Below are 21535 nucleotides of genomic sequence, written 5' to 3' on the forward strand. Positions count from 1 at the left end.
CACTCACCTCATATGTTCTCCTTTTCCTTCATGAGCTTCTGAATGTCCTCATCGATCCACTTAAGGTTTCCAAGCCAGGGCTGTCTCATCGTCAGACCAATCTTGCTCTTCTCCGGCTCTCTTTCTTTCAGACTTAGCGCGACAATCCTTGCCCTGACAAAATCCCCTTCCTGGAGAGATTTCTTGGTCTCTTTACCAATGAGTCGTTTGTTCTTGTCATCGAACACGACATAGTCCTCGGTTATCTGACTCATGTGAATTAAGCCATCGAGGGGGCCGATGTTAACGAACGCTCCAAACTCAACTATTTCGATAACCTCCCCCTCGATGACCTCCTGCATTAACGGCTTGAATGTGATCGCATTAAAAACAACATCAAAATAAACCGCTCCATCTCCTTCTATGATCCTGCCGTCACCTATCTCCTCGATGCTCTCAATTCCGACTATCATTCCATACTCTTTGTCCAGCTTACCCTCAAACTGCTCCCAGAGCAGATCCTCAATTACTTCCTCAATATCCTCCTCAAATCTTGTCGGGGGGACTCTCACAGTATCCCTAATCTTCATTCTCGCGTACATCAGCATCACCAGAAATTACAGCAAATAACATGGATCAGACAATGTGAACTACTCCTCGCTCATGCAAGGAGCTTCGTGGGGAGTTTGCTTCTCGAAGGAAGCCTTATCCCCACAGGCTGGTTCACACAGCCACTATCCGTTATCCTCCCTGAAGGAAGGACTCACGGACTACTTTCACACCAGCCCTTATGGGCTGTCCAGCCCTTACGGCTGTTACTAGGTTGTTATACAGTTGTATACACAGAGTATTTAAACATATCTACCCACCCACCGGACGTATCCACATTAGCATACTATAAATACTAAGAATTATGCATTTTTATGCTAAAAGTAAAGGAAATGTAAAAAGAGCTAAAAGCATTTGAAAGGAACAAAATACCTTTGGAAAGTGAACTACCCCTTGCTCACACAAGGAGCTTCCTGCTTCCTCCACCGAACTTACCATCATCGGTAGCTCTTTCAGCCGACCTAGGCAGAGGTTCGGTGTCCACAGGCATGACTTCGGGCCGTCCCATCCCTAGGCTACCTTGCGGTAGCGAAAGGAAGTATAAAAGAGAGGGTATAAATAGCTTGCGGGCTCTCATCCCCTCCCTTTCGGAAGAGGACTTCCCGCCCGCATTTGTTAAAATACTGTGTATAGCGACATACATTCAAACATCCTCAGTTAGAAGAACTGCCAGAATTTTATCTGAACTTTATCCAGTTCCATACTGATGTTTTCGAAACTGGATAAAGAAATTTGAAGAGAAATTCGATAACAGCTGAGAAAACAAAGAAACCTGATAGCTACTGACGAGACAGTTGTCAAAGCCAAGAGAAAGAAATACTATGTCTGTGCAACCGTTGATGTTGAAAAGAATGAGCTAATTCTGATGAGAGTGAAATTCTGTTTCAGTTCTATAAAATTAATACCGCTTGTAGAATTATTATTAGATGATGGTTAAAAAAAGATACCCTAAAGATGTTGAAGTAAATCTCAAGAGAATACGAAAGGAAATAGCAGAAATAAAAAGAATTTTAAAAAAACTGGAATAAAATAATTAAATTAAAGTTCGTCAACTTTCCCTATTAGGTAGTAGGCTATTTTGGCTAAGTCACCTATATCTACTCTTCTGTTTCCATTGAAGTCTGCTCTAAGATCTTGCGGCATCTTTCCTAAGACAATATAAGCTACATAGCTAACGTCACCTATGTCAACTTCGTTGTTATCGTTGAAGTCACCTTTTACAGCTACAACTAGCAGCTTTGAAAGTGAATTTGTCGACCCATCGTTATCTATTACTGTTAACGTTACAGTGTAGTTTCCAGAAGATGAATAGACATGGGTGATAATTGGCTGATTAGTTGTTGTTATGTTTCCATCCCCGAAGTTCCATGTGTAATCTACAATAAAGCCATCTGGGTCGTAGCTTAATGATGCGTTAAACTCAACCTCCTCGTTTATTGTCGCTGGAGATGGGATTATCGTGAAAATTGCCACTGGCTGTGTATTGGAAACCTGAGCTTTAGCGATTGTTGATTTCAAACCTTGAAGTGCTAAATGAATTCTGTACCCTCCTTCCTCGAATACGTGACCAGCTCTTGAGATAATAACAAGACTGATTGCGTATCCATCTTCCTCAGATGGTCTGGAGAAATCCGAGGATAGAGACAGGGTTAGGATGTAACCACCCTCAACTAGCGGAGTTGAGATTGTTACATTCCTCACCTCAGTTGAGTTCCAGTTTCCTGCCAGATCTCTTCCATAAACCCTAAACTGGTAAACTCCATTGCTTAACCCTGTCATGTTCAGATACCAGTTTGTTCCACGTCCATTCATGGTTATGTTAACCCCATTCCACTCAAGAAGGGCTGTTGCAAGAGGTTCATTTGAAGTTACGTTCACAAATATGTAGCTTTGGCTCAACACCGAGTTGCTGGTTGGAGTTGGAGCAACAAAGGTTATTACTGGTGGGGTTGTATCTGATGGCTGAACTGAAAGTCCTCGTAACTGTTTGTTTGAGGTTAAGTGGAGCCTGTAGTTTTCTTCTTCTATTATAATGCACATCCCAGAAATTACTGTCAGATCAATAACAAATCCATTATCCTCCTCCATATCGGACGGATTGGCTGTTACCAGTATCCTCAGAACGTAGTTATCCTCAACTAGCGGAGTTGAGATTGTTACACTCCTCACCTCAGTTGAGTTCCAGTTTCCTGCCAGATCTCTTCCATAAACCCTAAACTGGTAAACTCCATTGCTTAACCCTGTCATGTTCAGATACCAGTTTGTTCCACGTCCATTCATGGTTATGTTAACCCCATTCCACTCAAGAAGGGCTGTTGCAAGAGGTTCATTTGAAGTTACGTTCACAAATATGTAGCTTTGGCTCAACACCGAGTTGCTGGTTGGAGTTGGAGCAACAAAGGTTATTACTGGTGGGGTTGTATCTTGAGATTCGTAGAGAGTTATGTCCACACCTGTAACACTGGTTCCTCTAACGTTTATCGCGTCAGCCATGCTCCAGTCAGTTCTGTTTATGGCAACTCCAAAAGGCTCACCTTCATCGTAGGTGCCATTTCCGTTAACATCCATAAAAGCGCTAACGTAGTAAATACCCTCCGTTACATTGATGGAATAACTTCCCGGAGCGGAGATGTTTTCAAAATAAAGGGGTGCTGCTCCTTCCCAAGGCATCTCATAGAATACTTCAATGTATATCTCACCACTCTGAGTGCCGTAATAGTAGACTGTACCCGAAATGGAGTATTCGGAAAGATCTGGCGGTGCATTTCCATACGTAAGCGGCAGGTAATCGGTGCTGTGGGCATTTATGTTGTAGGGAGTGTCGCAGATGCCATCACCATCGTCATCTATACACGTATCGCTAAAACCATCTCTGGAAGGGGTGAACCACGCATTGCCTCCAAGATAACTGCCACCTATTATATTAGTGCCTGCCTGCTTGGTTGTGTTCCAGACACTGTAAAAGTTTACCTGAGAATATACGTTCTTGGTGTTGTTGAAGATGTTGTTGTAAATTGTGTTGTTTGGATAATACTCTACAGTGTTTTCATAGTTTATTCCGATGTAATTTCCCACCACTTCTGAATCTACAAGTGTTAAATTACGTGTGTAGTATCCTATGGTTATTCCGACATCGTTGTCTGCAATTGAGCAATTTTTGATGGTTATATTGTTAGAAGACTTCAAGATTATTCCATCGCCGTAGTTGTCAATCAGATGCACGTTTATGAGCGTAATGTGGGATACATTCTGCAAATACACTCCCATACCCCAGTTAGTAACTGTGATGTTGGCCAGAGTTATATTCGTCAGACTTTCGCCTGATTTGTAAACCAATATGCCGTATCTGTTACTGGAAGAGCTGCTCACGCCATCTATTTTATATCCTCTACCATCCAGGATTACATCGCTGGTTTTAATCCAGATGCAAGTAGTGGCTGTGCTGTTAACGATGTCATTGGCGAGATGGTAGTAGCCAGGAGAGCTTATTGTTGTGCAGGAGGTAACTTCTGTCGCTGACACGTTAGTGAGAAAAATCAGGAGGATTGCAAGCCCTATTACGAGTCTGAGCATGCTACTCACCCAGTTTAATACCAACGAGTTTGAACTTCCTCAACACCTTCTTCTCCTCAGCGTCAACTATTATCAGTAGATTCTCAGTTTTTATCTGATACAGTGTTTTGTTCGGCAAGTTTCCGTAGATGGCTGGGTATTTTTTAGCGAGCTTCGTCAGGTTTTGAGGAGTAAGCATTGTTACGCTGGCATTTTCCACTCCCGCAGTTTTCAGGATTTCCGTCTCGTTTACCGTCTGCTTTACTTTTTCACTTACTTTGCTTACCTCAGTTTTGTTCTCGGTAGCTTTGTGTTCAACACTTGAACATCCGGGTAAAAATGCTGCCAGAAAAAGTAAAAGTACTGGTAGAAACCTCATGGTTCATCATGGGTGGAACACTATCACGTCTTCAGCAGGCATTCCGTCGCCGAAGGTTACATCAGCAGTGCTGAAGGTTGTGGAGTCAACGTCAACCTCTATGATAAGGTTGTAAGCCACACCTTCCCACAGCTCAAGCGTTTGGGTTGCACCCAGCAGAACGTTAAACTTTCCATTCCCAACCACATCGTTGAAAGTTTCCTGATAAACCGTCTGACCATCCACATTCTTGACAGTCACACGCATGCTCGCAGTTGAAACGGGGTTTCCATTCAAGTCCGTAATACCGCCCTTGAGGTTGACTATGGTGGGTTGCTTTGTCGTGTATTTTAAATCCCCATTTGTGGCATCGTAATAGCTTATGTGCGGATATCCGTTGGAATCCAGTGCAAGGGATGTATATTTTCCAACGTCTCCCTCGCTATCAACAGTTTCAATATGCCATCCATTAGCGTCCTTGTATGCATATTTTAAATCCCCATTTGTGGCATCGTAATAGCTTATGTGCGGATTTCCGTTCGAGTCAAGGGCTAGTGATGGATGTCTGCCACCTCCACTGCTGTCAACTGTTTCAATAACTCGCTCCCATTCATGCTGAATTGGGTTGAAAAACATTTCTGCATACTTTATCTCGCCGAATGTGTTGTTGTAGTAATAGCAATAGCTTATGTGCGGATTTCCGTTCGAGTCAAGGGCTAGTGATGTGTAAGGGTATACCATCCAAGTGGAACATCCAACTTCAACGAATACGGTATGCCACCCGAAGATGTCCTTATATGCATATTTTATACTACCATTATTATAAGAATAGCTTATGTGCGGATTTCCGTTCGAGTCAAGGGCTATCGATGTACCTATGCCTCCATCATCAACAGTTTCAGTATGCCAGTTGCCATTGGAATCCTTCCATGCATACTCTAAATTAAGGAATGTAGCATTACAGTAGCTTATGTGCGGATTGTCATTGGAGTCTAGTGCTACCGATGTATACTCTCCAACAACTATACCTCTGTCAAATCCGCTCTCAACAGTCTCAATATGCCAGAAGTAATCCCCCAAGTAATCTGTACGTGGGTAAGTATACTTCAACTCACCTACCGCTCCCACAAAAGTCCAACTAAAATTATGGTAGCTTATGTGCGGATTTCCGTTCGAGTCAAGGGCTATCGACGTATCTCTGAAATCTTTTGCTCTATCAACAGTTTCAATATGCCATTTGCCATTGGAATCCTTCCATGCATATTTCAATTCACTGTTTGTAGGATTTAGGACTGACGGATAATAAACGTAGCTTATGTGCGGATTGTCATTTGAATCCAGTGCTATCGACGTATATTTTCCAACGTCTCCTTCGCTATCTACAACCTCCGCATTTGCCCCTACTGCCAGCACTCCAAGGGCCACTACAAGCAGGGTAAACACAAACACTCCTTTCATCACCACCACCCGAAAGAGAAGAGAAAAACACCACCGGAATGCTTTGCCCCCTGAGAAGAGCAAAACATCCCGAGATGTTTTCCTCTTCCCTTTTTCTTTCCTTTGTTAGATATTTTAAAATTTTTAATATTAAACGTTTTCTCATTTTTATGAGATATGTGTTTTTCCCGAAATTATTTCCCACTTCAACAAACTCCTGTGTGAAACTCGATGAAAAAGCGATAAAATGGATAATAAGAGAAAAAGAGAAAGGAACATCAACCAGAACAATAGCAGAAATCGAAAACATAACTCCAAGAAGGGTAAATCAAATCTACAAGCGATACAAAGATACCGGAAAGATTCCAGAGCCAAAGAAACTAGGAAGACCGAGGAAGGAACTATCCGAAGAAGAAATAAAAGCTATAAAAGAAGCATACGAAGAATACAGGTGTAATGCAATAGTTCTCCAAACAATCTTAAAGAAGAAAGGATATAGCATAAGCAAGAACAAGATTCGAAGTTGAAGATGCTGGGTTATGCAAGAGAAGAAAAGAACAAAAAGAAGAGAAACAAGGGCTACGAAAGAAAGCACTCCGTCTGATGACATACAGGTTTTTCTATAATGCAAGGATAATAGCCTATTTAGACGACGCATCCCGTTTAATTGTTGGTTATGAAGTATTTGAAAATGCAACAACAGAAAATGCTCTACAAGTTTTAAAAGAGGCTATAGATAATTATGGCAAACCAGAATCAATTCTAACGGATAGATGAGCAGTTCTACGCATCGGCAGGAGAGAAGAAGGCTAAAGGGAAATCGAAGTTTGAGGAATTTCTGGAAGAGAACAGGATAAAGCATATCGTGTAAGTAAACCATCCACAAACGAATGGAAAAATAGAAAGATTCTATGGAACCCGGATATTGAGTTACTGCTGGAGGTGGTTTGATGGCGAGAAATAATTTTAGGAAACTACAGATTCACGATACTCAAGCATTAGCCCACCACTTCCTTCGTAACCCTTGATATGTCCATTCCTGAGATGTATTTCACTGCAGGAATGAGGGCGAGATAGACTATGGCGAAGATCATTATGATTGATATAAGATATGTTCTCGGATATACCACCATCGGGAAGTAGTAGAGTTCAGTCTGAAAAGACTGGTAGTAACCGTATGCAGAGGCATAGGCTATTGGCAACCCCACCACAATCGAGATGATCGAAATGACTGTGTTCTCGATAAAGATGCTCATCGCTATCTCCCTGTTGGTATAGCCGATCATCCTGAGGGTTGCAAATTCCCTCCTCCTCTCAATAACACTTATGTTCGTCGTGTTGAATATCGCTGAGAAGCCCAGCGATGCTCCGAAAAACAGTGAGAAGAATATAAAGGCGTAGAAGAAGCCCATCAGTTCCATCATGTCCTCTTTTGCTTTCTGGACCGTGTAAACCTTCCTAACCCCATCGATGCGCTCTACCTTGGATTTCACTTCTTCCAGCGATCCTTCCTTAACCCTCACGACTATTTCGTTGAACCCATCATAAAACTCCAAGCTCATATAGCTGACTGGCATCAGCGGTAGCTTCTCTATTCCAACAACCTCAACCTCCCTCTCACCGAAGTCGGTGTATATCTTTATCTTCTCCCCTTCCACAATGGAAAGGTTTTTTGCTATGAGACTGGGCAATATAATCCCTTTAGGTGGGAGCAGTTTCTCTCCCCTCTCGTTGTAGATGTTGTAGAGATCGTTGTAGTCTGTAGCTACCAGCATTACAGCTTTTGTCTTTCCCTTCTCGATCAGAATTGTCTCCTCAACAACCGGATGAGCTTCAATTACCCCCTTGATCTTCTTTATCTCCTTCAGCTTTTCTTTGCCGTTATAGTCCTCCAGAGATACCTTGATATCGTAGGACAGAATCTTGTTGAACTCCAGATCCATGACATAGTCCATTGAATCCACGAACACCATCGAATTCATGATCAGTATCAGGCTCGCGATGATGCTGAAGGATGAGAAGATCATTCTCCTCCTGTTCCTGAATACATTTCTGATCGAGAGCTTGATCAAAAGATTCAGTTTGACCAGCCTTTCTGCAACCTCAACAAGCTTATCCCCAAAACCATATCTGTACAGTTCCTCTGTGTATCCCCTCAGCGCCTGAACGATGCTGATCTGGGATGCGTTTCTGGCTACAAAAAATCCGGATATGATGGGAGTGAGGACGCCAACCACAATGCTGTATCCAAAGATATCGTAGTGCGGGAGGGATACATAGTAAGGCAGATTGAGGAAGTCGATGTAGCTAGAGGTTAAGATGCTGGCGGACATAAATCCCAGAATAACGCCAAGAGGTGTTGCTGTAAAGCCGATAATTACCGGATATGTGAGGTAATGGAGAACTATCTCGGATCTCCTCAACCCCATAGCCCTCAGAACGGCTATGTTTCCGATCTGCTCTCTTATCATCCTTGTCAGAAGGATGTAAGTCGCGAATACAGCAATGATCATGAAAAAAGAAGGGAACAGTATTGCCAGGCTCCTGAACCCCTTCAGATCTTCTTCGAGCAACTTCTTGCTCGGCTGATTGTCGGATATGTAGTAGTAAACCACACCGTAGCCTTTGAGAGTACTCAAAGCCCTGTTCAGCACCTCATCCCTGGTATCCTCCGAGACGACCCTGATCTTTACCTCGTTGTAATCGTAACCCAGCCTTTTTAACAGATCCTCCTTTACAAAGACTACTCCATAAGAGCCCGGAGATGTCACGATTGATCCTTCCTCGACTATCATGATGTACTCTGGTGAGTAAACGAGTCCACCGATTCTGGGGTTTATTCTGTTCCCACCAAACTCTAACTCCATCGTGTTTCCGACATTCAGACCATAATACTCAGCAAATTTTTCTAGGACTAAAAACGAAGAGTATTCTCCCTCTGATATGTACAGCCTGTTTATCTTTGGCTGTGACTCCGGAATCGAAATGATCTTTACGGGAATCCTTTTACCGTTGATTATTGCCTCTCCATCAATTGCTATTCTCCTCTCCACCTCAAGAACACCATCGATTTTTCTGATTTTGGCTAAGGCCACATCATCAACCCTCATGACCTCTATGGAGAGGTCTTCAAAGTTCGTTTTTGTGTAGAATGTCTGATAGGTGTCACTCAGGTACAGGTAGGACAGGTAGAAGGATAGAAAGAGCATGATTCCAAGCATTAAAACGACTGTAACAGCCAGAAACATCCACTTCTGCGACCTTATATCCCTGAATACCTTCAGTCGCAGTACCTTACCACCTGATCTCATCGGGATCAACCGGGTCTTCAACTTCAACCACTCTGTCCACCCCACCATCCTTCAGATAGACTATCTTGTCAGCGATCTCAGCAATAATCGAGTTGTGAGTGACGAGGATGAGGACCATCCTTTCCTGCCTGTTTATCTCCCGCATAACCTTCAGAATCATCTTTCCGGTCTCGAAATCCATGCTACCTGTGGGCTCATCAGCCAGAATCAGGGGTGGGCTTTTCACCAGAGCTCTTGCTATCGCAACCCTCTGCTGCTCTCCACCACTGAGCTCTGAAGGGAAATGATCTGCTCTATCTCCCAGCCCTACAATCTCAAGAACCTCATCTGCAGATCTTGGGTTATCAACCAAATCCGATGCGAGCATCACATTTTCTCTCGCGGTTAAAGTTGGGATCAGGTTAAAAAACTGAAAGATGAAACCTATGTTCTGCCGTCTATGCATGGTCAGCTCTTCCTCACTCAGAGACGACACCTCAATGCCATTGAAGAATATTCTGCCCTTGCTGGGTTTATCCAGTCCGCCGATCAGGTTCAGCAGGGTTGTTTTCCCGCATCCAGAAGGGCCGAGAATGACGACGAACTCTCCCCTTTCTATCTCCAGAGTTACATCTCTCAACGCAACAACATCCACTGCACCCATCCTGTAGATCTTCCACACATTCTCGATCTTTATCATCCGCATCTATCCTAATTCTACTTTTTCCGCCTTTTCTTTTTCAGCAGATATGCTACAATAAGCAAGGCGATCAATCCAGCAAAGCCGAAGATGTAGGAGCTATCCTTCGGAAAGACGTACAGTGTGAATGTCTTTGTTACTGAATGCTTTTTGTAAGCCATATCCATATAGCTTATCTCCGCCTTCACCTCATGCAGACCGGGCTTTCCAGCTTTCAGATCCAGGTTAGCCGTTGCCGAATCTCCACTCTCCAGTGTTCCAATGAAGTAACTATTCTTACCTTCAAAACCTTCGGGAAGAGTCAGTTTCACATAAACAGCCTTTGCTGATCGCTTTCCGCTGTTCTCCAGCTGCAATGAGAGTTTAAAATTGTCTCCCCCGAGTATTCTTTGAGGTGAGGTGTAAACTCCAGCAATATCTATGCTTATCCTGCCCGGATCCTTGACGAAAACCTCGATATCTGATGTCTGTGCAAAATCATCAGCTTCAAGCCTTAAGCTGAATCTGTAGCTTCCGGGTTTGGCATAATCTTTTGCTGTGATACTGTAGTTTATGATTTTGGTCTCTCCAACCTCAAAATACCCGAGAAACTTCTCCTTCTCTCCGACAAACTCATCAGGGAAGTCCAGTCTCGCCCTCAGATTCTTTAAATCGCAGTTGCCGGAATTTCTTATCTGGATTGAAATAACAAAATCCGAATCGGGATATATCTTATCCGGAATGTCTGATGTCAAGGAGATCATGGGTTTCTTTAGGACTTTCAGTGTTAGCGGGAGCTTGTCGGTTCCTTCGTTGTTGAGGGTATCGACATAATCGATTACGAGGTACAGCCCATAGTTTCCAGCCCGGACATCATTTGCGGATAGCCTGAACGAAATCTCCTTTTCCTCTCCAGCCTTCCACGAGTCGAAAACAGAGCTGTCAGCAACTATGCCTTCAGGAGTTTTGAATCCTATTCTGATGTTCCCCAAGTCCCCGCCGAGGTTTTTGATCCTGACTCTGTACTCTTTATCCTCATTTGCAGAGATTTCGAAATAATCCTTCTCTATCGAGAAAATCGATTTCTCAGAGACCATTAAAGCAAAAACCGAATTTATGCTTTTCCATGCACTGAGATTGACATCATAGTACTTCAGATCTACATCAATCTGATATATCCCCGGCTTTTTCGCGTAGGCCTTTACCTGTGCTGATGTGCTCCCCGATGCCAGATCTCCAAGCCTCAGATCAAGACTGGATTTCTCATCATAGAAGGAGAAATCCTTTTCGCTCTCAGACAGAAACAGCTCGAGTCCCTTCACCTCTCCTCCAGCATTGGATATATCGATGGAGATCACGAAATACCCGGTAGTTGGGTTCTGAGGGATTGTGTGGTAGCTCAGGGAAATGAGCGATTGTGCTATTGCAGGATTTACAAGCAAAAGCGAACAAAGCAAAGGAATCAGAAATTTAATTTTCATTCATACCTCCTCCTTTTTCCTGCATTTAATCAGATCTAGTGCGATTTTCTTGTAGTCATCAACATCTCCAATATCATAAAAGAGAGAGTAAATACTCAATCCGTCAAACAGGGCCATTATAGCAATGGCAACTTTTTTTGGATCAGCAATGTCTTCTTTCATGAAGAGCGGAGTTACAAACTCCATGGCCTCATCAAAGGCCTTTTTGAAGTAATCGTACTCCCCATAGACCATGACTTTCCCGCTGAGATAGGCTATAAAACGAACGATGTTTGGTAATTTCAAGAGATTCTGGCACATTCTGTCCAGAAGCTCATCCACGCTTCCTACGCCCTTCAAGCTCTCGAAAATCATTTTATAAATTAAGCCCATAACCTCCTTTTCGAGGTTGTACTTGTTTTTGAAGTGGTAGAAGATCAATCCCTTGGATACTCCAGCCTTTTTTGCTATCTCATCCACCGTTACCTCATGAGGGGGTTTTGCTGTGTATACCTCTAAGGCAACCTCAAGTATTCTCTTTTTCACTTCATTGACTGACCGGTCAGTCATATAGTTACTCTGATTAGGTAGTACTTAAAGCTACTTGATCAGATGAGTACCATCGCAGCTTCCAGCTCTGAATCTAAAACCCTCCCTGCAGAACGCGTAGCTTATCCCCATCTCCTCGCATTTCTCCTTAACAGCATTTAGAATATCTCTTCTTATCTGAGCAGGAAGATAAAAGGAGTTTTGGATCTTTTCACCGAGATTCAGATAGATGTTCCTGAAAAAGCTCAGCTCTGGATTTGAGCTGATAACTCTTTTCAGAGAATCGTATCTGAGCTTCAGCGTTGATGAAACAACATGATCGACAAAATCACATGAGTTAAGTATGCTATCAATTTCATTTTCAGTCTTGAAGGGTATTACCGGATCGAGCCTCAGAATAACCGGAATATTGTTATCCTTCAGCACTTTCATAGCCCTGATTCTCATCTCTGGATCAACAGCATTTGGCTCAAATGTTCTGAAAAATTTCAGGGTTGATATCGATACGCTGACAGCACACCTCATCTCACTAAGCAAATCAACATCCCTCGCAACGATATCGCTCTTTGTGACGATCAAAACCCTCATATCGTATTCCTTCAGCAACTCCAGAATTTTTCTCGTGATCTCAAGCTTTCTCTCCACTCCAGGATACGGATCACTCGAATTCGACATAGAGATTATTGAGTTCTCCGGAATTTTTTCGAGGTCTTTCTCAACCCTCTTAATTACATCCTTTTTTGTTCTGAGGCTGTAAAAGTTTGGTATGTATGTTGAATAGCAGTATGTACACTTATGCGAGCATCCGGTATATGGATTCAGCGAGAATTTTTCTGGACATGTGCAGAGCTTGGACTTCCAGGGATCAAACGGCTTTATGATGTCCATTCTCATACACGCTCATAATTCGCTTTTAAAGCTTTTAAAGTAGTACTCTCTGTTGATCCACGGTATGAGAGCGTTTATAACTGAAATCCGTGTGAGATCCACTCTCGAGATCTTGCCCTTGGTCAGAAAGTATATCGCCCCTGTCTTCTCACCGAGGTTTTTTATCCCTGTAAGCTCGTCCATCACATCCCCAACCTCTCTCCCCTTCAAGACCTCCTCCACGACAAAAGGAGGATACTCAAATCCCGGGCCGAAGCCTATCGAAACCCTGCTGCCGTCATAGACTGCAGAAACCTGAAAATCTATGAATCCGGTAATCGTGTTTTTGAACGAGAACAGGCCAGCCTCAACGCCTACTGCAAAATCGAATTCTTCTGAATAGCTGTTCAACGCCCTGTTTATCGCTCCCTCGATCGTTCTGTTATTGAACGGCTGGCTCTCAACACCAGAATCAACGCTTCTGGACTCAACTGTTACATCATCAAAGTACAGTTCAAAAGCCTGCTTAACCCCCTCAACCTTGAGCGGGTTCCTGGATCCAACAACAACCCTCACAGAAGGAGGTTAAGCCAGAGGTTAAAAAGGTTTTATGTCGGCAATTCGACAGTTAAAACCTGAAAGCACACCAAAAATTTTATGCAGGCTGGGTGGAGTTTAGAAGGATGACGGAGTTAAAGCTCGCCGATCTGCACGAGGAGATCAAAAAAGCTACCGAGAAATCGATTAAGAATAATCACAGATTTATGGTCTTCCTATGCTCGGAGGATCACGATAGGCTGATTAACCTTTCCAAGAAAATTTTTGAGTACTATCTTAAGATATGCCCAGACTGCATACCAAAAGGCTTCAGGCTGTTGCTTGCTGGAAGGACGAGGTTTATTGAGATAGTAAACAACACCAATCTGTTCAATTTTGTGAAGAACAGAAAGATACACTTCAAGGAATCTGAAAATGTGCTTGGAGAGACCTACTCAGCACTTGTGATCGACCTTACGGAGGGCTTCAACCCGAACGATCTCGGAATAATCATTGAAACGATTGAGAAAGGTGGTATAATAATCGTTCTCTCACCTCCAGTAGATAAGTGGAATAACTTTATCAGCAAATGGCACAAGGAGCTTGTCAGCGAACCATACAGCATAGAAAGCGTTATTCCAAGGTTCTACAGAAGATTTATAGCCCACACATTAGAGGCTAAGGGAACGATCATATACGATGCAGATAAATCCAAGATCGTCAAGAGATTCCAGGAAGGACAGAGAGAAGATGAAAAGGAGATCGTCATTCCGGAGAGGAGGAACATAAAGAAGAAGCTGTACAAGCTATGCGCAACCCAAGATCAGGTTAACGCCCTTTACGAGTTCGAGACTTTCTTTGACAGAAAGCGGGAGAAAAAGGTTGCCGTGATCACGGCAGATAGAGGGAGGGGTAAGACAGCGATACTCGGTATCCTGACCCCCCATCTGATCTCCAGAATGCAGAGGGTTCTTAAAAGGGCTATAAGAATTATGGTGGTCGCGCAAACCCCTCAATCAGTTCAGACATACTTCAGATTTTTAACGATAGCCCTGAAGAGGCATGGTTTCGTTGATCACAAGATAAAGGAGTCCTCGGGAATGATTACCGTTGTCACGGGCAAACACCTTCGCGTGGAGTATGTTGTGCCGAGGAGGGCTATAGCAGAAGCCAGATATGCGGATGTCGTGATCGTTGACGAGGCTGCGAGCATAGATGTCAACACGCTGTTTGAAATCCTGAAGGACACAAGGTATGCGATTTTCTCGTCCACAATACACGGATATGAGGGCTCAGGAAGAAGTTTCAGTGTGAGGTTCCTGAAAAGGCTTGAGATGGATGAAAGCGTTGAGATTCAGAAGATAAGCCTTGAGGAACCGATAAGGTATGCCAAAGGAGATCCTATTGAGAGATGGCTCTACAAGACCCTCCTCCTTGACTCAAAGCCTGCTGCACTGAATGAGGAGGATATTGAAGCTATAAAGGATGGAAAGCTTGAGTTCGAGTACATAGATAAGGATGCGTTCATAGAGAATGAGGATCTGCTCTACGACTTCTTCGGCATATATGTCCTCGCTCACTACAGAAACCGACCTTCAGACTTAGTCATCCTGTTCGATATGCCGAATCACATCGCCTTCAGGGTTAGCGTTAATGGCAAAACAGTGTGCTCGCTGCATGTCGCTATTGAGGGGTCGATAGAGGAAGATGTGATAGCGAAGATGTCAGAAGGCTACAAACCAAAGGGTCAGATAATTCCAGATGTAGTGTTGAAACACCACTGGGACTACAGCTTTCCAAAATATAAGGGGCTGAGAGTTGTCAGGATAGCAACACACCCTGATGTGATGGACATGGGGATAGGCACATTCGCCCTCAAGAACCTGCTTGAATGGGCATATACAGAGGGATACGACTGGGTTGGATCGGGATTTGGAGTATCCTCCGAGCTTCTGAGGTTCTGGAGCAGAACAGGGTTCATACCGGTACACATAACCCCTCAGAGGAATGAGATCTCTGGAGAGTACACGGTTGTCGTCATTCAGGGACTGAAGGATGAAATTAGGGAAAAACTATGGAGTTTGAACTCTGATTTTGTCAAGAGGGTTGTTGAATACCTTTCCGATGAGCTTAAGGATCTGGACTTCGAAACGGCATACCTCCTCCTGCATTCTCTGCATAAAAGCTACGATGCAGAGAAGCCCAAGCTGACAGAAACAGATGTGTCGAGGATGGAAAAGTACATCGAGGGCATAAGCCTGTACGAGTATGTCTCCGACATTGCCAGACCCATCGTGAGGTACTACTATCTGTTAAGCGACAGCAATAGGGTGAAGCTGGATGAGCTCGAAGAGAGAGTATTAATCCAGAAGTGTCTCCAGCTGAAAAGCTGGTGGGAGTTTGAGGAGCTTTTGAAGGAAGGAAGGGTTTACAACCTGATGCACTCGGCAATAGTCAAGATATGGAAGTGGTTCGTGTCAGGGTGATGCACATGCAGAGCATCAACTTCGATTCAAAGTTCGTCGAGATGATCAGGCTCGGCAGGAAAAAAAGCACGATAAGAAGGGGAATAAAGATTTTCAGTAAGGGAAGTGTGGTTAACCTCACGAGCGATGGCAGGGTTTTTGGAAAAGCGAGAATTATTAAGGTGATCGTTAAAAGGCTCGACGAGATAGGAGAAGAAGATGCAAAGCTGGATGGATTTGAATCGAGAGAGGAGCTTTTTTCCGAATTGAAAAGGATTTATGGTTCCATAGATGAAAAAGAGTTTTTCACGATCATACATTTTGAGGTTATCGATTAGGAGGATTGCTTAAGATGATGTTCGATATAATGGAGAAGCCGTTCATAATCTTCTGGGAGCTTACGAGAGCCTGCAAACTGGCATGCAAGCATTGTAGAGCGAAAGCTCAGAGAAAAAGACATCCAGATGAGCTCAATTTTGAAGAGGTAAAAAAGGTTATCGGCCAGATAACCGAGTTTAGCAAACCGTATCCGCTGGTTGTTATCACAGGCGGAGATCCACTGATGAGGGAAGATGTGTTTGATATAGTGAGGGAAGGAGTTAGCAAGGGGCTGAGGATCGCTATCGCATTCAGCGGTACGGATCTCGCTGACGAGAGTACACTCGAGGAGTTGAAGAGGGCTGGAGTTGCGAGGGTTGCGATAAGCATCGATGGTAGCGAGAAGGTGCATGACTCCTTCAGGGGAATTAAGGGAACATTCAGGATGTCGATGGACATACTCGAAAACGCCAGAAACATCTCGCTGTCAACCCAGATCAACACAACGGTCACTAACCACAACATAATGCACTTGCATGAAATAGCAAGAATAGCGATAGAAAATGAAGTAACGCTATGGGATGTCTTCTTCGTTGTTCCAACAGGAAGAGCCAGGATGGAATACCTGCCAACATCACAGCAGTTCGAGGACATACTGAACTGGCTTTACGATCTCTCCATGCTGAAAAATCTGAATGTTAAAAGCTCTGCTGCGACCCATCTTAGAAGGATCGAGATCCAAAGAAAGAAGGGTATTAAGTATGTCTCTGATTTCTATTTCAGATTGCTTGATGAGCTAAAGAGCCTCCCGGAAATGAAAGATGGAGGTAAAATAATTGGCCATTCCAAGAGCATAGCGATGGATGGAATAAAGAGAATGATGGGGATTACAGACGGAAGAGGAATGTTCTTCATAAGCCATATAGGCGAGGTCTATCCAAGTGGATTCCTGCCGATCAATGCAGGAAATATCAGAGAGATGAGCTTAAAGGAAATATACTGTAAATCAGAGATATTTACCCAACTGAAAAATCCAGATTTACTGAAAGGAAAGTGTGGGAGATGTGAGTTCAGGAAGATCTGCGGAGGTTCCAGAGCGAGAGCATACGCCATGTCAGGAGACTATCTGGCTGAGGAGCCGAGGTGTATATATCAGCCTGAACATTGACATGCTCCCCGCACTAAAGTGTAATCATCGGTCCAGAACCATCTTTCATTAGCCCTGACTTTTAGACTTCCAGAACCTCGGATACATATCCCTGTCCATTATAACCCGCTCTGTCTCAACCATTATGCCGCTTTTGGCATTCAGCATTCTCTCCGAGTCTGCCAAGGCCTTGCCAATGGCCACAACCTCATTCTTTAAAGTGAAAATTGCCACATCATCTCCGGCTTTTATGCCCTTCTCTATGTAGCATATCCCTCTCGCAGATAAATCCGCTCCATAGCATATAGCCGAGACGGCTGTATCCTTAACAACAACCTTTTTCATATCCTTTACAGCAATTTCCATCGGCTTGATTATCTCCCTCAAGTATCTCTCTTCTCCCGTTTCCTTATATATCACATAGGCATCCAGCAAATCGTGAAGTGTGAATGCTGAGTTCTCATCAAACAATCCCGTCTTAGTTCTCCTCAGCTCCTGCATATGTGCTCCGGTGCCTATTACCTCGCCAATATCCGTGCAGAGCTTTCGGATATATGTGCCGGCCTCAGTTCTAACTCTGAAGAGAACATCCCTGCCATCTACCTCAAGTATCTCGGATTCGTATATCTCCCTTATTCTCAAAACCTTTTTAACCGCAGATTTCAGAGGTGGTCTCTGATAGATCTTCCCCTTAAACAGGTTAAAGGCCTCCCTTATCCTTTTCTCACTCGCATCCCCATGTAACCTCATCAAAGCCACATACTCCTTTCCGGATGTTTGCAGGAATCTAACAAGCTTGGTTGCGTTCTCTATGAACACGGGCAGAACACCGGTAACCTTCGGATCCAGAGTTCCTGCATGTCCAGTTCTGCTTACTTCAAGAATTTTTCTGACCCAGACCACCACTTCATGGCTTGTAGGGCCAGACGGCTTGTCAATGCAGACCACACCATTCCTGATGTAGTCCTGAATGGGGTCTTTTGTAGGGATAGCACCCATACCTCTCATCAGTTTCGGCTGTTTCCTTGATCAAAAATTCCTCTTCCCTCATCTTTCCAGCTTTTGATTTTTCAACTACCTTTATCCTGATTACTTTCTCGCGCATTCAGCTTTTGATCCAGTGCGGTCAGAATTATCTCAACTATCTCCTTGGCCCCGAAGTTCGCGGAATTTATAACCACATCGTAAATCGAGTAGTCCCTGATGTCTATACCATAGTACTTCAAGTACCTCTCCATCTCTATCTGCTCTCTCCTCAATGTTTCATCTCTTGCAACCTCAAACGGCTTTTTCTCTCTGCTGGCAATCCTCTGAAACCTCACATCGTCTTTGGCAAACAGAAGAACCTTCAGATCAGCATCCTCAACCATCCATCCAGACAGCCTTCCCTCAACAATACAGCTATCCCTCTTCACCGCCTCTTCTTTTTGCGTTCTGTCTATCAGCATATCTATCTCAGGATTGGAGTCTGCATATCTTCCGAATTCATCCAGTGTCATTCCTCTCTCTCTTGCCAGCTTTCTGAACATCATTCCCGCAGATATTACCGGCAGGTTCAGCCTTTCAGATAGTAATTTCGCTATGGTAGATGTTCCAGTCCCCGGTGCTCCAGAGATCGTTATCTTTACCCCCATAATCCATTTCCTCTTGTCTACATTCTTAGCACTTTTCTTATTACCTGCCCAACAACGATCGAGCACAGCAGATACCAGAAAATCCACCACGGGAAGAACAATACCGGATCCCCAATATGTATCTTTTCCGCAGCAAACGGGACATTGATCAGGATGTTCTCAACCTTAACCTTTGCGTACAGCCACATAAAGATTGGCAGAGTTACGACCATCGTGTAGAACATTGGCTTCATCTGCATACCCATCATTTCGCTCTGTATCTTGTTGATCTCCTCTCTTTCACTCTCAAGCTGCTTCAGCTTGAACTTGTTGTCCTGTTTCATGGCTTCCATGTACTCCTTCTGAAACTTCGCCATCTTCTTCTGCATTTCCTTAAGCCTATTCGTATCCACAGTAAATTTCTGAATAATAGTTGAGTAGCTTGCCGTAACCACCGACAGAATGAGGATTACCTCATATATCGGCATTATCTTTGCTAAAGGATCGAGAAATGGAGATACGAGATTGCCAAGCTCCCTCCTGAACTCAGGGCTTATGAATATGCCTATGAAGAACACAATTCCGAGGCTTAAAAAAAATCTTGAGATGAATTTTTTTGGCATTTTTAACACCTCTTTTATCCGCTACTCCTCCCCAAGAAATCTCCTCAGCATCGGGTGCATCTCTGTCATCTGCTCCTTGGCAAGGTCTTCATAGAGCCTGTAGGCAATGCTGACTGCAAGCAAAAGCCCAGTTCCACTGACATTCCCTATCGTACCAAGCATGTTGGCAATCAGAGTAAGCAAACCAATCAGAGCTCCACCAAGGATCGTAACCTTCGGTATGTACCTGTTGAGGAACCTCTCGAGTATCTGCGGACTCTTTCTGAATCCGGGTATCTGCATTCCACTTCTCGCAATCTGGTTGGCTACCGTTTTGGCATCCATACCGCTTGTCTGTGCCCAGAACATGGCGAACAGTATGCCTCCGACTATCAGTATGGTCGCATCTATGACCAGATGCAGTAAGATAAACCAGTCCGGCAGGTCGGCAAAGTATGGGTTCTGCTTCACAAGAGATGGTATCCAGTTTTGAGGACCTCTAACGGGAGAGAGCAGATACATCAACCCGTTTATCGGTGTGCCTCCAACATACTCTCCAAGGAAGGTTATTCCATTGTTGTAGAGTACCATCCCCATAACAACAATGTTCGCCTGCAGCGCTCTGACGAAAATCATCGGGAGAACGCTGGTATATACGAGCTTTATCGGGAACCTCCCTCTCGCTCCCCTGACCATCTGATGCGCAAGCGGGATCTCAACCCTCGTTCCCTCAGCAAACACGACGAGGAAGATTATTATTATCGTCGTTATAAGAGCGAGGATCCCACCATTTATCAGCAGATATGATATTCCTGAGAGTGTCAGTAACTGATCTGCCGGTATGTTCTGAGCGATCCAGACCCATCTCGGGATTATTCCCGGAGGCATCTCTCCAGCAGGACTTATCCAGTTGAACAGACCGATAATTATGGACTGAGAAATTCCAGCAAGGATGAACAGCGAGACACCACTCCCTATACCCCATTTCGAAACAACTTCATCCATGTAAACGATCAGAACGCCACCGATGAAAAGCTGGAGGAATATCAGGAAGCTTATAACCCCCGGAGATACACCAAGAGCGTTTGCTATATCCAGATTGGGCTTCAGCAAACCTCCAACTATCTGCGGTATCGCCTCCACGGCGATCATAACAAACACGAGGAACCTCTGGAAATCCTGATAAGTTGCCCGGTCATCCGGGTTCGTGAGGTCGAGCTTTATTATGCCTGCCCCAACGAGGAGCTGGAGTATGATCGATGCTGTGACGATTGGGCCTATACCGAGCGTCAGTATAGAACCAGAGGCTCCGGCGAAAAATGCTCTGTAATGCTCGAAGATGTCTATAGAGTCTGGAGACAGTCCGAAAACCGGAATGCCTGAAAGAATGAAATAGAGGATAAGGATGCCAACAGTCCATGAGAATTTACTCTTGAAAGGAACATGAGTTTTTGGTCTTTCTACACTAGGTATTCTCTCAAAATAAGGCTGTAATGACCTTAAAACCTGTTCTACCATCCCAATTCACCTTTAAAAAAATTATGGTGGTTATTCAGTTACCACCGCACCACCTACAGCCTCAATTTTCTCAACTGCCTTCGGAGTCGCGTATTCTACTTTCACTTTCATCTTCTTGTTCACAATTCCTCTGCCAAGGAGCTTGTAGTATCCTATGGTTGAGAGGTCTATTGAGAATGCATCCTCTTCCTTTTCTGCAAGCCCGAGTTCGTTCAGCTTCTCGATGATGTTGTTCAGATCCCCAACATTGAGTTCGGGGCGAGACTTGAGGTAGAGGTATGCGTAGTCATCCAGCTTGCCGTCATCCTTCAGCTCCCTCAGAGTTTCAAACAGATCCTTTTTGAGCCTGTACTCCAGCTTTATGTTTTCTGGTCTCCTGAATCCATGCTTTCCAATCTCATATCCTTCTTTTATCGCCTTCAGATACTTGTGCTTAAGGATTCCAGCGTTCCCTGCTCCGCCTCTGCTCCCCCTTCCTCTCCTCTTCTTGTGGGAGCCGCCTCCACAGGTTCTGCTTCCTCTGATCTTTTTAATCTTCTTCTTGGGCATACAATC

At 44.1% G+C, this 21535-nt stretch carries 19 protein-coding genes and 1 pseudogene; 5 read left to right on the forward strand and 15 right to left on the reverse strand.

Going from position 1 to position 21535, the window contains the following annotated elements; genetic code table 11:
• Positions 1-8: 8 nt before the first annotated feature.
• The 4 genes from rpoE to ASULF_RS00465 form a co-directional block, all read right to left on the reverse strand.
• Entirely contained in the window at positions 9-581 is a 573-nt protein-coding gene (gene rpoE / locus ASULF_RS00445) for a DNA-directed RNA polymerase (RefSeq protein WP_015589722.1), read from the reverse strand.
• Between the two features lie 1045 nt (positions 582-1626).
• Entirely contained in the window at positions 1627-4110 is a 2484-nt protein-coding gene (locus ASULF_RS00455) for a NosD domain-containing protein (RefSeq protein ID WP_169336372.1), read from the reverse strand.
• A gap of 52 nt (positions 4111-4162) precedes the next feature.
• On the reverse strand, positions 4163-4519 hold the full coding sequence (locus ASULF_RS00460) for a hypothetical protein (protein ID WP_015589724.1): 357 nt from the start codon (positions 4517-4519) through the stop codon (positions 4163-4165).
• Positions 4520-4525: 6 nt separating this feature from the next.
• Complete coding sequence (locus ASULF_RS00465) at positions 4526-5947, reverse strand: hypothetical protein (RefSeq protein ID WP_144060459.1); 1422 nt, start codon at positions 5945-5947, stop codon at positions 4526-4528.
• 158 nt (positions 5948-6105) lie between these two features.
• On the opposite strand from ASULF_RS00465, the gene ASULF_RS11245 reads away from it, so the two are divergent.
• Together ASULF_RS11245 and ASULF_RS11640 are read left to right on the forward strand one after the other, a co-directional pair.
• Entirely contained in the window at positions 6106-6462 is a 357-nt protein-coding gene (locus tag ASULF_RS11245) for a hypothetical protein (protein WP_015589726.1), read from the forward strand.
• A gap of 76 nt (positions 6463-6538) precedes the next feature.
• The gene (locus tag ASULF_RS11640; RefSeq protein ID WP_015589727.1) at positions 6539-6712 is read left to right on the forward strand and encodes a DDE-type integrase/transposase/recombinase; all 174 of its coding nucleotides are present in this window, start codon (positions 6539-6541) and stop codon (positions 6710-6712) included.
• Between the two features lie 221 nt (positions 6713-6933).
• On the opposite strand, the gene ASULF_RS00475 is transcribed toward ASULF_RS11640, so the two are convergent.
• The 6 genes from ASULF_RS00475 to yjjX are packed head-to-tail and all read right to left on the reverse strand — an operon-like array spanning position 6934 to position 13356.
• Complete coding sequence (locus tag ASULF_RS00475) at positions 6934-9246, reverse strand: ABC transporter permease (protein WP_236609689.1); 2313 nt, start codon at positions 9244-9246, stop codon at positions 6934-6936.
• A complete protein-coding gene (locus tag ASULF_RS00480) occupies positions 9230-9925 on the reverse strand; it encodes an ABC transporter ATP-binding protein (RefSeq protein WP_015589729.1) in 696 nt (231 codons plus the stop codon). Before ASULF_RS00480 ends, ASULF_RS00475 begins: the two co-directional genes overlap by 17 nt.
• 17 nt (positions 9926-9942) lie before the next feature.
• A complete protein-coding gene (locus ASULF_RS00485; protein WP_015589730.1) occupies positions 9943-11385 on the reverse strand; it encodes a COG1361 S-layer family protein in 1443 nt (480 codons plus the stop codon).
• Positions 11386-11934, reverse strand: coding sequence for a TetR/AcrR family transcriptional regulator (locus ASULF_RS00490; RefSeq protein WP_015589731.1), 549 nt, complete (start codon positions 11932-11934; stop codon positions 11386-11388).
• A 30-nt stretch (positions 11935-11964) separates the two neighbouring features.
• Positions 11965-12801 carry an SPL family radical SAM protein gene (locus tag ASULF_RS00495; protein ID WP_015589732.1) on the reverse strand — a complete coding sequence of 279 codons (837 nt, stop codon included), beginning with the start codon at positions 12799-12801 and terminating at the stop codon, positions 11965-11967.
• A 12-nt stretch (positions 12802-12813) separates the two neighbouring features.
• Positions 12814-13356 carry an inosine/xanthosine triphosphatase gene (gene yjjX / locus ASULF_RS00500; RefSeq protein ID WP_015589733.1) on the reverse strand — a complete coding sequence of 181 codons (543 nt, stop codon included), beginning with the start codon at positions 13354-13356 and terminating at the stop codon, positions 12814-12816.
• Between the two features lie 107 nt (positions 13357-13463).
• Between yjjX and ASULF_RS00505 the strand changes: the two genes are divergently transcribed.
• The 3 genes from ASULF_RS00505 to ASULF_RS00515 are packed head-to-tail and all read left to right on the forward strand — an operon-like array spanning position 13464 to position 17268.
• Positions 13464-15803: a tRNA(Met) cytidine acetyltransferase TmcA gene (locus tag ASULF_RS00505; RefSeq protein ID WP_015589734.1), complete on the forward strand. Its 2340-nt coding sequence runs from the start codon at positions 13464-13466 to the stop codon at positions 15801-15803.
• On the forward strand, positions 15779-16120 hold the full coding sequence (locus tag ASULF_RS00510; protein ID WP_236609691.1) for an ASCH domain-containing protein: 342 nt from the start codon (positions 15779-15781) through the stop codon (positions 16118-16120). The genes ASULF_RS00505 and ASULF_RS00510 overlap by 25 nt, the downstream gene beginning before the upstream one ends.
• Before the next feature lie 14 nt (positions 16121-16134).
• On the forward strand, positions 16135-17268 hold the full coding sequence (locus tag ASULF_RS00515) for a TIGR04053 family radical SAM/SPASM domain-containing protein (RefSeq protein WP_015589736.1): 1134 nt from the start codon (positions 16135-16137) through the stop codon (positions 17266-17268).
• 48 nt (positions 17269-17316) lie between these two features.
• Here ASULF_RS00515 and ASULF_RS00520 read toward each other — a convergent pair.
• From ASULF_RS00520 to ASULF_RS00540, 5 genes and pseudogenes are all read right to left on the reverse strand, one after another.
• A pseudogene (locus ASULF_RS00520) lies at positions 17317-18331 on the reverse strand (RNA-guided pseudouridylation complex pseudouridine synthase subunit Cbf5).
• Positions 18318-18881 (reverse strand): (d)CMP kinase, encoded by a 564-nt coding sequence (cmk, locus tag ASULF_RS00525; protein WP_015589738.1) that lies wholly within the window; start codon positions 18879-18881, stop codon positions 18318-18320. Before cmk ends, ASULF_RS00520 begins: the two are co-directional and overlap by 14 nt.
• A 17-nt stretch (positions 18882-18898) precedes the next feature.
• The gene (locus ASULF_RS00530; RefSeq protein WP_015589739.1) at positions 18899-19483 is read right to left on the reverse strand and encodes a DUF106 domain-containing protein; all 585 of its coding nucleotides are present in this window, start codon (positions 19481-19483) and stop codon (positions 18899-18901) included.
• 21 nt (positions 19484-19504) lie between these two features.
• Positions 19505-20980, reverse strand: coding sequence for a preprotein translocase subunit SecY (gene secY, locus ASULF_RS00535; protein ID WP_015589740.1), 1476 nt, complete (start codon positions 20978-20980; stop codon positions 19505-19507).
• Positions 20981-21010: 30 nt separating this feature from the next.
• The gene (locus ASULF_RS00540) at positions 21011-21529 is read right to left on the reverse strand and encodes an uL15m family ribosomal protein (protein WP_015589741.1); all 519 of its coding nucleotides are present in this window, start codon (positions 21527-21529) and stop codon (positions 21011-21013) included.
• Positions 21530-21535: the final 6 nt, after the last annotated feature.

The sequence above is a fragment of the Archaeoglobus sulfaticallidus PM70-1 genome, assembly GCF_000385565.1.
Classification (GTDB): Archaea; Halobacteriota; Archaeoglobi; order Archaeoglobales; family Archaeoglobaceae; genus Archaeoglobus_A; species Archaeoglobus_A sulfaticallidus.

Coding starts and splice junctions, on each gene's coding strand:
- rpoE (WP_015589722.1), bottom strand. CDS start 581: ATGTACGCGAGAATGAAGATTAGGGATACTGTGAGAGTCCCCCCGACA.
- ASULF_RS00460 (WP_015589724.1), bottom strand. CDS start 4,519: ATGAGGTTTCTACCAGTACTTTTACTTTTTCTGGCAGCATTTTTACCC.
- ASULF_RS11245 (WP_015589726.1), top strand. CDS start 6,106: ATGAGATATGTGTTTTTCCCGAAATTATTTCCCACTTCAACAAACTCC.
- ASULF_RS11640 (WP_015589727.1), top strand. CDS start 6,539: ATGACATACAGGTTTTTCTATAATGCAAGGATAATAGCCTATTTAGAC.
- ASULF_RS00475 (WP_236609689.1), bottom strand. CDS start 9,246: ATGAGATCAGGTGGTAAGGTACTGCGACTGAAGGTATTCAGGGATATA.
- ASULF_RS00480 (WP_015589729.1), bottom strand. CDS start 9,925: ATGATAAAGATCGAGAATGTGTGGAAGATCTACAGGATGGGTGCAGTG.
- ASULF_RS00485 (WP_015589730.1), bottom strand. CDS start 11,385: ATGAAAATTAAATTTCTGATTCCTTTGCTTTGTTCGCTTTTGCTTGTA.
- ASULF_RS00490 (WP_015589731.1), bottom strand. CDS start 11,934: ATGACTGACCGGTCAGTCAATGAAGTGAAAAAGAGAATACTTGAGGTT.
- ASULF_RS00495 (WP_015589732.1), bottom strand. CDS start 12,801: ATGGACATCATAAAGCCGTTTGATCCCTGGAAGTCCAAGCTCTGCACA.
- ASULF_RS00505 (WP_015589734.1), top strand. CDS start 13,464: ATGACGGAGTTAAAGCTCGCCGATCTGCACGAGGAGATCAAAAAAGCT.
- ASULF_RS00510 (WP_236609691.1), top strand. CDS start 15,779: ATGGAAGTGGTTCGTGTCAGGGTGATGCACATGCAGAGCATCAACTTC.
- ASULF_RS00515 (WP_015589736.1), top strand. CDS start 16,135: ATGATGTTCGATATAATGGAGAAGCCGTTCATAATCTTCTGGGAGCTT.
- cmk (WP_015589738.1), bottom strand. CDS start 18,881: ATGGGGGTAAAGATAACGATCTCTGGAGCACCGGGGACTGGAACATCT.
- ASULF_RS00530 (WP_015589739.1), bottom strand. CDS start 19,483: ATGCCAAAAAAATTCATCTCAAGATTTTTTTTAAGCCTCGGAATTGTG.
- secY (WP_015589740.1), bottom strand. CDS start 20,980: ATGGTAGAACAGGTTTTAAGGTCATTACAGCCTTATTTTGAGAGAATA.
- ASULF_RS00540 (WP_015589741.1), bottom strand. CDS start 21,529: ATGCCCAAGAAGAAGATTAAAAAGATCAGAGGAAGCAGAACCTGTGGA.